General features: G+C 57.6%; 11 protein-coding genes, 2 tRNA genes and 1 pseudogene. 3 read left to right on the top strand and 11 right to left on the bottom strand.

The annotated features are described in order from the left end of the window. The first annotated feature begins 2 nt into the window (after positions 1-2). Entirely contained in the window at positions 3-1763 is a 1761-nt protein-coding gene (locus Q0V31_RS14985; protein ID WP_298188771.1) for a bifunctional diguanylate cyclase/phosphodiesterase, read from the top strand. 19 nt (positions 1764-1782) lie between these two features. Here Q0V31_RS14985 and Q0V31_RS14980 read toward each other — a convergent pair whose 3' ends face one another. The 7 genes from Q0V31_RS14980 to Q0V31_RS14950 all read right to left on the bottom strand — a co-directional run bounded on the left by Q0V31_RS14980 (position 1783) and on the right by Q0V31_RS14950 (position 5077). Beyond that, complete coding sequence (locus Q0V31_RS14980; RefSeq protein WP_298188769.1) at positions 1783-2253, bottom strand: sel1 repeat family protein; 471 nt, start codon at positions 2251-2253, stop codon at positions 1783-1785. Further along, a complete protein-coding gene (locus Q0V31_RS14975; protein WP_298188767.1) occupies positions 2253-2618 on the bottom strand; it encodes a hypothetical protein in 366 nt (121 codons plus the stop codon). The genes Q0V31_RS14980 and Q0V31_RS14975 overlap by 1 nt, the downstream gene beginning before the upstream one ends. Then, positions 2615-2935 carry a helix-turn-helix transcriptional regulator gene (locus Q0V31_RS14970; RefSeq protein WP_298188765.1) on the bottom strand — a complete coding sequence of 107 codons (321 nt, stop codon included), beginning with the start codon at positions 2933-2935 and terminating at the stop codon, positions 2615-2617. Before Q0V31_RS14970 ends, Q0V31_RS14975 begins: the two co-directional genes overlap by 4 nt. Before the next feature lie 236 nt (positions 2936-3171). Beyond that, on the bottom strand, positions 3172-3627 hold the full coding sequence (locus Q0V31_RS14965) for a YkvA family protein (protein ID WP_298188764.1): 456 nt from the start codon (positions 3625-3627) through the stop codon (positions 3172-3174). Between the two features lie 370 nt (positions 3628-3997). After that, positions 3998-4705: an FKBP-type peptidyl-prolyl cis-trans isomerase gene (locus tag Q0V31_RS14960; RefSeq protein ID WP_298188762.1), complete on the bottom strand. Its 708-nt coding sequence runs from the start codon at positions 4703-4705 to the stop codon at positions 3998-4000. A 200-nt stretch (positions 4706-4905) separates the two neighbouring features. Further along, a tRNA-Asp gene (locus Q0V31_RS14955) sits at positions 4906-4982 on the bottom strand. A gap of 19 nt (positions 4983-5001) precedes the next feature. Continuing rightward, positions 5002-5077: transfer RNA gene (locus Q0V31_RS14950), tRNA-Val, on the bottom strand. A gap of 264 nt (positions 5078-5341) precedes the next feature. Here Q0V31_RS14950 and rdgC point away from each other — a divergent pair. Beyond that, positions 5342-6262, top strand: a complete 921-nt coding sequence (gene rdgC, locus Q0V31_RS14945; protein WP_298188759.1) for a recombination-associated protein RdgC — start codon at positions 5342-5344, stop codon at positions 6260-6262. Positions 6263-6364: 102 nt separating this feature from the next. After that, a pseudogene (locus Q0V31_RS14940) lies at positions 6365-6502 on the top strand (SMR family transporter); the annotation flags it as partial. Positions 6503-6742: 240 nt separating this feature from the next. Here Q0V31_RS14940 and htpG read toward each other — a convergent pair. From htpG to Q0V31_RS14920, 4 genes are all read right to left on the bottom strand, one after another. Next, positions 6743-8647, bottom strand: a complete 1905-nt coding sequence (gene htpG, locus Q0V31_RS14935; RefSeq protein WP_298188757.1) for a molecular chaperone HtpG — start codon at positions 8645-8647, stop codon at positions 6743-6745. 97 nt (positions 8648-8744) lie between these two features. Next, positions 8745-9995, bottom strand: a complete 1251-nt coding sequence (locus tag Q0V31_RS14930) for an MFS transporter (RefSeq protein WP_298188755.1) — start codon at positions 9993-9995, stop codon at positions 8745-8747. Between the two features lie 52 nt (positions 9996-10047). Then, positions 10048-10494 (bottom strand): PaaI family thioesterase, encoded by a 447-nt coding sequence (locus Q0V31_RS14925; RefSeq protein ID WP_298188753.1) that lies wholly within the window; start codon positions 10492-10494, stop codon positions 10048-10050. Further along, entirely contained in the window at positions 10475-10954 is a 480-nt protein-coding gene (locus Q0V31_RS14920) for a PaaI family thioesterase (RefSeq protein WP_298188751.1), read from the bottom strand. The genes Q0V31_RS14925 and Q0V31_RS14920 overlap by 20 nt, the downstream gene beginning before the upstream one ends. Between the last annotated feature and the right edge of the window lie 13 nt (positions 10955-10967).

Raw genomic sequence — 10967 nt, 5'->3', positions numbered from 1 at the left:
CCATGATCGTCACCGAGCAGTTCCGCGCGCTGGACACCATCCTCGCCAACGGCGACCTGCACAGCCTGTTCCAGCCTATCTTCTCACTCTCTGAGCGGCGCATCCTTGGCTATGAAGCCCTCAGTCGCGGGCCGTCCAATAGCGCCCTGCACTCGCCCATCAACCTGTTCGCCGTGGCCCGCAGCGCCGGCCGCCTGAGTGAGTTGGAGCTGTTGTGCCGCAAGAGTGCCTGCCAGCGTTTCAGTCAGCTGAAACTTGAAGGCAAGCTATTTCTCAACGTCTCGCCAGACTCATTGCTGGAGCCCAAGCATCAACCTGGGCGCACCCTGCAACTGCTGCAAACCCTGGGCATTCCGCCGAGCCAGGTGGTCATTGAATTGACCGAGCAATCGCCCACAGACGACTTCACCTTGCTCGACACGGCCCTGCACCACTACCGCGCCATGGGCTTTTCGATTGCTCTGGATGATCTCGGCGCAGGTTACTCAAGCCTGCGCCTGTGGTCTGAACTGCGCCCGGATTACGTGAAAATCGACCGACACTTTATCGATGGCATCCATCAGGATGCGGTCAAGCGCGAGTTTGTCGGCTCGATCCTGAAAATGGCCAAAGCCTCCCGCGCCCAAGTGATCGCCGAAGGTATCGAACTGCCCGAGGAGCTCGCGGTGTTAGCCGAAATGGGCGTTGATCTGCTACAAGGCTACCTGCTCGGCCGCCCGCAGGAGCAGCCGCCGCATGATGCCGCTAACCTACTGCCCAACACCCATATCAGCAGCCCCCTCAACGAGGAGGTCAGTGATCTGCGTGCCCTGCTCAACCCGCAACCCGCCGTGCCCTTGAGTACGCCCACCAGTGATGTGCTGGAAATGTTTCGCGCCCAGGCCAACCTCAACTCGCTGGCCGTGCTCAGCGAAGCCCGGCAACCCGTCGGCATCGTGCACCGCCACTCACTGGCCGAAGCCTTGCTCAAACCCTTTGCCAACGAGCTGTACGCACGCAAACCGATTAGCCGCCTGATGAGTGATGACTACTTGGCGGTGGAGTCCAGCCAGTCCCTGCAGCAGGTCAGCCGCCTGCTTACCAGCCGCGCCCGCCAGCGAATCGAAGAAGACTTCATCATCACCGAGAACGGGAGCTATAGCGGTCTGGGTCGAGTGATCGATGTACTCAAGCAGATTACCGAACTGAAAATTCAGCAGGCCCGCTACGCCAACCCACTGACCCTGCTACCAGGCAATGTGCCTATCCAGCAGTGCCTCACCCGCTTACTGCAGCAAGCACGCGAAACCGTGGTGTGTTATGTGGATATCGACAACTTCAAGCCCTTCAACGATATCTACGGCTATGCCAAAGGCGATGAAGTGCTGCTCAGCCTGGCGCAGTGCCTGAATGACCGGGTCGATCCGACGCGGGACTTTGTTGGCCATATCGGCGGCGATGACTTTCTGCTGGTGCTCGGCTCGCAGGATTGGCGCGCGCGACTCAACCGCCTGCTGGAAGATTTCCAGAGCCAGTGCCGTCGTTTCTACCGGGAAGAAGACTTGTATGCGGGCTGCTTTGTCGCCCATGACCGCAGCGGTAAACGCCAGGAATACGCCCTGCTGTCATTGTCATTGGGGGTGGTGCATGTGCATCCCGAGCAATGCGCACACCTGGATGCCAGTCAGCTGGCAGCAATGGCCTCAGAGGCCAAGCGTCACGCTAAGGCGGTGCCCGGTTATAGCGTGCATATCATCGACACTCAGGCTGAAACGGCGGCATAGCTGTCGAGCATGGCTGGGCTTATAGACCGCTTAGGCGCTTCGACAGCTCAGTGAAATACTCGGCCTGGGCTTCATCGGCGCTAACGCCCTCGGCACCGCTGCGGTACAACTCAGCCAGGCGATACGCGGCTGCCGGGTGCCCTGCTTGCGCCGCCATGGTCCACCATTCGGTGCTTTGCTGGGCATCCGCAGCGTGCTGAGTATCACCTGCCAGACTCAAGACCCCGAGCTGATAGGCCGCCTTGGCATCGCCGGCCTTGGCCGCTAAACCGAGCAAACGCCGACCTTCGTTACGCGCCCCCAGCCCCTGCCCGCGAAACAGCAGAATGTGCCCATAAAAGCTTTGTGCCTGGGTATCGCCTAGGTTGGCCATGCGTGCAAATTGCCCTTCCAGCCAGCGCCAGGCCCGCGGCTGTTTGACCAACCACGTCCAGTGGAATAAGCGGCGCGCCAGCAAATAGCCGAGACGCGCACGCAGCGCGCCGAACATCAGGCCTCTTCCGAGTAGCTGAACTCAAATACCCGCGCCACTTCAGCGGCATGCCAAGACGCAGCCGCAACGCCATCAGAGGCACCGCTAAAGCGCCCTAAGCGGCTTACGCACTCGAAAAAACCAGTACGTGGCAAGCGGCTGGCTCCCTGGCTGATAACCAACGCACTGCGCAGTGGACGCTCAGCACGAGCATCCAGCGCCGCAAGATGCTCCAGCGCAGCGGCTAACGTTTGCATGGCCGGGCTTGGCAAAGCCAAGCGCTCGATCATCGCCCGATAGGTGACAACGTGGCGCTGCCGCTGGGCACTCTCTAGTTCAGCAAGCAAGGCCTGCCAGTGCTGCCGACTGATGCTTACACTCAAGACTGCGACTCCCAACCAGCAACACCCAAATGCCAGGCCAGTGCGCGCTGAATGGCCGCGTCAGGCAGGCGCTCACCACTCTCGATCATGCCCAGGTAATGTGGACTGATGCCCACAGTGCGCGCCAGTTGCTCGACGCTCAAGCCCTTGGCCTCGCGCAGCGCCGTGAGTTGGCTCAAGGCTGGCTTGCTGGCATCTACCTCAACAGGGGCAACCTCAGGGGCATGCCCTGCCGCTTGCAGCAACGCTTGATACTGCGCCCAGGGCAACACCGCATACTCAGGCGTGCCATCGCGCTCGATTACTTGCACATTCATCTGTAAATCTCCATGCAGAGTAATTCCATCACTCTCAGCAACTCCAGAATAGGCGGCCATCTTAACAGCCCGATACAAAAAAGAGCGTGATCGGTAATAACAACCCGCAGCGCAAGGATAACCCGAGCACTGTCATAGGTTCCCACTGATCTACAGCGAAGAAGATGCCAGACAGCGCCTCGACAATCCGGGCCTGTTGAGTGCTGCTTAACGACACCGGAGGTAAATAATCCGCCTTAGTCCAACGCCCCCTCTATCACCGCAAGGGTCTCGTCCGCCTCTGGCAAGCGTTCGACTACCTGCAGCACATCTGGAGCCTGAGCCGCTCGCCACTGCTGAAACGCCGCAAGTTCCGCCTGCCAGGTACGCAGCACCCACGCGAGAACGGCCAGATCGTCAACCAAGCCAATACCAAACAGCCAATCAGGTATGGCATCCAGCGGCGTGACGAAGTACAGCAAGGCCGCCACCACCGCCAACAATGCCCGCGAGTCAATTGCCCGATACTCACCGCGCCACCATGCAAGGCAAAGCGCCTGCAGCAACTGCAGTTGCTCTGCCAAGTCGGCAAAGCGATACCCCAATTTTTCACGCTTGCGAGCGACCGATAACAGCAAAGCCGGTAACCGTCCGGCTTTTAGGAAACGCTTGGCCAAAAACTGGTAACGGGCGAAATTTTTCGGTGCTTTCATCGTCGTCTCCCGGCAATCCCGCATGCCCGCTGGGCTGACTAAGGTTATCCACTAAAGCTGTGGATAACCTTGTGAACAGTTTCTCGATAAGCCTGGCAAACGCCCAGCCTACGCGGCCTCGTCACAGATCGGACACTTTTTGCCCACAGACCAAAACCCCATATAAATCAATGCGTTAAAAATGGCAAAGGATTTATTCAAGAGAGTTACATTAACCCGTCACAGCGCCGATGGGAAATGTGCATAACCGTAACACCACAATCACCGAATGCACCCTTTAAGACCCGCCAGTCAAGCGCAAAGTGCATATTACGGCCAGCAGAAATGACAACGCCCCGTCGAGGCGGGGCGTTGTCTACAGCGCTGAACGTTACTCTTCAGTGGCGGCGTCTTTGATCGAGATCAGCTCAAGATCAAACACCAGCACCGAGTTGGCTGGAATGGCCGGGGTCGGGCTTTGCTCGCCGTAAGCCAGCTCACTTGGGATGTACAATTTGTACTTCTCGCCAACGTGCATCAACTGCAAGCCTTCAACCCAACCTGGTATCACGCCGTTAACCGGCAGGTCAATCGGGCTGCCGCGCTCAACCGAGCTGTCGAACACGCTGCCATCGGTCAGCTTGCCTTCGTAGTGAACAGTCACCACGTCTGTCGCCTTTGGCTGCGCGCCATCGGCCTTCTTCACCACTTCATACTGCAGACCGGAAGCGGTGGTGGTCACGCCATCACGCTTGGCATTGTCTTCAAGGAACTTCTTACCAGCCTTGGCCGACTCTTCATTCAGCATCGCCATGCGCTCTTCCGCACGCTTCTGCAGGAAGGCAAAGGCCTCGATCAGCTCTTCATCTTTCAGACGCTGTTCTTTCTTGCCAATGGCGTCTTCGATGCCTTGAGCAACAGCATTGGAGTCCAGATCATCCATGCCTTCCTGAGCCAGGCTTTTGCCCATGTTCAGACCGATGCCATAGGATGCCTTCTGCGCTGGAGTTTCCAGGGCGATTTCGCTGGTTTGCGAATCGCAACCTGCGAGAACCAAACCTACCAGGGCGACCGCCGCTGCTAAACGATGCTGTTTCATGCTTGTTCCTTGTCCGGTGCGCCCTAGGGCTAATGGTGTGAAAGCGCGAGCTTAGCAGGCCGCTACGATCACTGGCTACCGTGATAGGAGGCAAGAAATGCGTATAAGTTCAGATGTTTAGGTGTTTTTTGAGAATTGATTTTGCGAGGCGTTGCGAGGAATTTCGATGTGTCACAGAGGGGATGAAGCGAGGATAAAAATGGCGCAGCGGACGGGACTCGAACCCGCGACCCCCGGCGTGACAGGCCGGTATTCTAACCGACTGAACTACCGCTGCGCGTAACTTCAAAAGCGATTGGTGGGTGATGACGGGATCGAACCGCCGACCCGCTGCTTGTAAGGCAGCTGCTCTCCCAGCTGAGCTAATCACCCTTCTCTCTCGAAGTGGGCGCATTCTAGACAGCCATACGTATCTTGGCAAGCACTGTTTTGAAAATTTTTATTGTTGCAGCAAAGGCTTAGCGCAGACTTGGCCTCAAGCACTGCGCGGGGGAATAATGCACGCCGAATGAAACGTGCAGGCTATCTAATGGGTCACATGGCCTTGAACAAGCTGAATCAGAACCTGCCCCCGCTACTCACGACTTGTGATACCTGCCGCTGCCGGCAGCTCAGTTAAAGGAGATTCACCCCCTTATGTGGTTTCGTAACCTACTGGTTTATCGCCTCACCCAAGATATCCCTTTTGATGCCGAGGCGCTGGAGACTGCTCTGGCAGCCAAACCAGCCCGCTCATGCGCCAGCCAGGAGCTCAACACCTACGGCTTTATCGCGCCCTTCGGTAAAGGTGGCGATGCTCCGTTGGTTCACGTCAGTGGTGATTTCCTGCTGATCGCCGCCCGCAAGGAAGAACGCATTCTGCCGGGCAGCGTGGTGCGCGACGCATTAAAGGATAAAGTCGACGAGATCGAATCCGAGCAGATGCGCAAGGTCTACAAGAAAGAGCGCGATCAGCTTAAAGATGAAATCGTACAAACCTTCCTGCCGCGCGCCTTTATTCGTAAATCTGCCACTTTCGCCGCCATCGCCCCCAAGCAGGGCCTGATTCTGGTTGACTCGGCGAGCGCCAAGCGCGCCGAAGATCTGCTGTCGACCCTGCGTGAAGCCATCGGCTCGCTACCGGTTCGCCCGCTGACCGTTAAAATTGCCCCGAGTGCCACGCTTACTGACTGGGTCAAGACCCAGCAAGCCGCTGACGATTTCTTTGTTCTGGACGAATGCGAGCTACGTGATACCCACGAAGATGGCGGCGTGGTGCGCTGCAAGCGCCAGGACCTGACCAGCGACGAGATCCAGCTGCATATGACCTCAGGCAAACAGGTCACCCAACTGTCCCTGGCCTGGCAGGAAAAGCTGTCGTTCATGCTGGATGACAAACTGGTGGTCAAACGCCTGCGTTTCGAAGACCTGCTGCAGGATCAGGCCGAACAGGACGGTGGTGACGACGCCCTCGGCCAGCAGGATGCCAGCTTCACCCTGATGATGCTGACCTTAGTGGAGTTTTTGCCGGCACTGTTCGAAGCGCTGGGCGGCGAAGACATTCCTCAAGGTATCTAATCACAGCGGCACAACCCCGAGGAGCAAACCACGACTCCTCGGGGCTTGACCTACTCACTCTGCGAGTGATCATCCTGGGTCAGACCCTCAGCATTAACCATGATGACCTCAAGGCCTTGGATCACTTTATTGCTGGCCATCCTGTTTGAAGTCGACTGAGCTGCCGGCCTGAAATGCACCGACGGCCTTACCTGCCCTCTCCCTACCCTGCTAACCCTAACCGCGATGATCGCCAGCCTGCCCTGATCGCCTGCGGCCTGCTCGGGCTGAAACTGAGCCACTAATCTGCCACATGCACCAACGGACGCACTGAGACCAGAGACGTTTAGATGCTCGCCGCAGTCGAGCTAAGACTGCTGCAGAAACAAAAAATCCGATACCAGAACAGCTGGTATCGGATTTTCGCGGCAGCACTGCCCAGACTTAAATGCTTAAGCGGGCAGTACTGCTGCCATTAGCAGGCGTTTACCTTTGCCTAGATCAGGCAGACAGTTCAACCAACAGCTTATTCAGGCGCTGCACATAAGCAGCCGGGTCTTTCAGGTTATCCCCCGCGGCCAATGCGGCCTGGTCGAAGAGAATGTGACTGAGGTCGGCGAAACGGTCTTCGTCTGCTTCAGCATCGAGCTTTTCGATCAGCGGGTGGCCTGGATTGAACTCGAAGATCGGCTTGGATTCCGGCACCTTCTGCCCGCTGGCTTCGAGAATCTGGCGCATCTGCAGCCCCAGGTCCTGTTCGCCAATCGCCAAAATCGCCGGCGAATCGGTCAAACGATGCGATACACGCACCTCGGCGACCTGCTCACCCAGGGCAGTTTTCAGGCGCTCGACCAGGCCTTCTTTGCTCTTGGCGACATCTTCCTGAGCCTTCTTGTCCTCTTCCGAATCCAGCTTGCCCAGGTCCAGATCACCACGAGCAACATCGACAAACTGCTTGCTGTCAAAGTCGGTGAGGTAGCTCATCAGCCACTCATCGATACGATCGGTGAGCAGCAGCACTTCGATGCCTTTCTTGCGGAACACTTCCAGGTGCGGGCTGTTCTTGACCTGTGCGTAGGACTCGCCAGTGAGGTAGTAAACCTTGTCCTGGCCTTCGCTCATGCGCGCGATGTACTCAGCCAGGCCGACGTTCTGCTCACCGTTTTCACTACGGGTTGAGGCAAAGCGCAGCAAACCGGCGATTTTTTCCTTGTTGGCGAAGTCTTCCGCCGGGCCTTCCTTGAGCACCTGACCGAAGTTCTTCCAGAAGCTCTTGTATTCTTCTGGCTGGTTCTTCGCCAGTTTTTCCAGCATGTCCAATACGCGCTTGGTCAGCGCCGACTTCATCGAGTCGATGATCGGGTCTTTCTGCAGGATTTCACGGGAGACGTTCAGCGACAGGTCGTTGGAATCAACCACACCTTTGATAAAGCGCAGGTACAGCGGCAGGAAGGACTCGGCCTGATCCATGACGAAGACACGCTGCACATAGAGCTTCAAGCCACGTGGCGCTTCTCGCTGATACAGGTCAAACGGCGCACGGGCCGGGGTGTACAGCAGCGAGGTGTATTCCAGCTTGCCTTCAACCTTGTTGTGGCTCCAGCTCAGCGGGTTCTCGAAGTCATGCCCGATGTGCTTGTAGAACTCCTGATATTCCTCGTCCTTGATCTCGGTACGCGGACGAGTCCACAGCGCGCTGGCACGGTTGACGGTTTCCCACTCCAGAGCCGGCGCTTCTTCGCCTTCGGCAGCGGTTTGCTCTTTCGGCAGCTCGATCGGCAAGGCGATATGGTCGGAGTATTTCTTGATGATATTGCGCAGGCGCCAGCCATCGGCGAACTCGTCTTCGGCAGCCTTCAGGTGCAGCACGATGCGGGTACCGCGCTCGGCTTTCTCAATGGTGGCAATTTCAAAATCGCCCTCGCCTTTGCTCGACCAGTGCACGCCCTCGCTCGCTGGAGTGCCGGCACGACGGCTGTACACATCAACCTTATCGGCCACGATAAAGGCCGAATAAAAGCCCACACCGAACTGACCGATCAGGTGCGAGTCCTTCTTCTGGTCGCCCGTCAGACGCTGCATAAAGTCGGCCGTGCCGGACTTAGCGATGGTGCCCAGGTGGGTGATCGCATCTTCACGGTTCATGCCGATGCCGTTGTCTTCGAGGGTGACGGTTTTGGCGTCTTTGTCGAAGCTAACGCGGATCTTCAGATCAGCGCCGCCTTCGAGCAGCTCTGGCTTGGCCAGTGCTTCGAAGCGAAGTTTGTCAGTGGCGTCGGATGCGTTGGAAATCAGTTCGCGAAGAAAGATTTCCTTATTCGAATACAGCGAATGGATCATCAGGTGCAGCAGCTGCTTCACCTCTGTCTGGAAGCCCAGGGTTTCTTTTTGAGTTTCCACACTCATGCTCTCTTACTCCACTTTGTTGACGAAGCCGCAGTGCGGCGGATGTCATAGAGGTGGGGGCATGTTGTGGGATTTCAAGTGCTTGGCTGTGGCTGGCTTAGGGCTCGAGTAGCTCGATGCGGGTGATTTCTTCCGGGAGCAGCCTGTAGCTGACTTCACCCCGCCCATTCATACGCTGCCGCAGGATGATCCGCCCATCCTGATCAACCCCCTGAAAGCGCCCTTCGCCAGTATTGCCGCGCTCGGTGACCGCACGCATGCTAAGGTCGTGATAGCGGCTCGGGCTGCGCAGCAAGCCTTCGAGACTAAAGCGCACACGACGGTCCAGCGCCCTGCTAGCTCGCTCAGGCAGCACAGCAACAACTGCGGCAGTTTTTTCTACATCGGTTGGAACAACGGCATTAGCCAGCGGCGCAAAACTATCAGGCACCACCTGCCAGCCACGGCCATCGAGCTTGTGCAGAGCGACCGGTAGCAGCTGCAGCTCACCATTGATGCGGGCTTGCACATTCAGGTCAATCTTCTGCCGGGGGAAACTCAGGCTGCCAATCGGCTGCAGCTGCACCTGACGAGTGGCAAAGCGGCGTTCCAAGTAATCCTGGATGACATGGTTGAGGGTATCGACCGAGTCAAATTGACGATTCACCTGATCGCCTTGGTAGCGCAGGCCATTGCGGAACAACTCAAGCCTGCCGCTCAGGGTGGTTTTAAATTGCGGGGGGAGAACCAAATGAAAATCTCCCACCAGCTTGTTCGGTGCAAGCGGCTGCAAATCTAAATGCAGGGTATAACCACGACTCAAACGGCGCGCTTCGGGCAATTCCTGCTCCGGCAACAGCCAGCTGATTTCCACCTCCGGCAGTACGCCTTGATCTGCGGGCAGCACATCGACCCGTACCGGGCCCTGACCGACGCTTGGCAGGCGAATCAGCAGCTCGCTCTGGGCGAAGAAATCCTGACCTTCACGCAGACTCAATACACCGTCAAGCAACTCCGCCTGCTGTGGCGCGAAAGGCCGGCCATTCAGCTCGCCGCGCAGATCGATGGCCAACTCGGCGGGTGCCTGCACCTCAGGTTGGAGCCATTTCAGGCTGAGGATCGCCTCCAGACGCTGCGCATCATGGCTGGCCAGCAGCGTCAGGCCGACCACCAACGGAATAATGCCTAAGCCAGACAACACCAAAGCCGGGCGCGCTGAATGCCAGTGACGCAACACATAGAGCAAGGTGAATGGCGGCAAAAAACTGGCCCAGCCCCATAGCAGGCTGGTAGCGAAAGCACGCATCACCAGCCAGACCAACCCGGCGAGTATCAGCAGCAAGCCACCCAGAATCAGCAGCGCATCCATTCAGTCGTCCTTAGCGTTGATTAAAGTCAGTGGTCATACGCCGGGCTGACGGCTAGGGCTCGTCGACCTTAAAGTGCGCCCGCGCCGTGGCAATGGGTTCGGCTTGCTTGGTTTGCCAGGCGGTGATGGCCACGTTGGCCACCCGGCGCCCCTGCCGCCACACCTGGCACTGCACGAAGGTGTCACGATAATGGCCGGCGCGCAGGTAATCTATCGAGAAGTCGATGATTTTCGGCAGATGTGGAATGCCCATAAACATCAACAGATGGAGCATCGCCGAATGCTCCATAAAGCCGGCGATCACCCCGCCGTGCAGCGCCGGCAGGGTTGGATTGCCGATGCAGTCTTGGTTGGCTGGTAGGCGAAAGACCATGTCATCACCCATACGCAAACACTCGATGCCGAGCAACTTGGCATAGGGAATCAGGCTGATCAGCGAGTCGTAGTTATTCTGCTCATGGGCTTCACGCACCAGTTGGTTAAGGTTGAGCGCACTCATTGGCCACCCCCTTGGCAGTGCGTTGCAGATCCGCAGGCTTGCCCATGCGCATAAAGGCCCCCACCACATGAGCAATCGGCTCGTCGGGATTATCCTGATAGGCATAGCCGCGCGTGAAAATGATGTTCTCGGTCACTCGATAACACTCGGCAAACCCGAACACATCCTTGTTTGGCTCGGCCGGTCGCATGTAATCGATGCGCAGGTCCAGGGTCGGGCAGATTTCAAACTCAGGCAGCACACAAACGGTCGATATCCCGCAGGTGGTGTCCATTAATGTGGTGATGGCCCCGCCGTGAATCACTCCGGTTTCCGGGTTGCCTACAATCTGCTCACTGTAGGGTAACCGCAGAATCAGGCCTTTCGGCTCAGCACTGTGCACGCGCATGCCCAGTACCTGGCAATGACGCAATACCGATAGAAAACGCTGTGCCCGCTCAATAATAGGGGAATCACTCATGGCTACAGACCCA

This window comes from uncultured Pseudomonas sp., assembly GCF_943846705.1.
GTDB lineage: Bacteria > Pseudomonadota > Gammaproteobacteria > Pseudomonadales > Pseudomonadaceae > Aquipseudomonas.
Note: the sequence above shows the minus strand (reverse complement) of the source record. Positions and strands in the feature narration are given on the sequence as shown.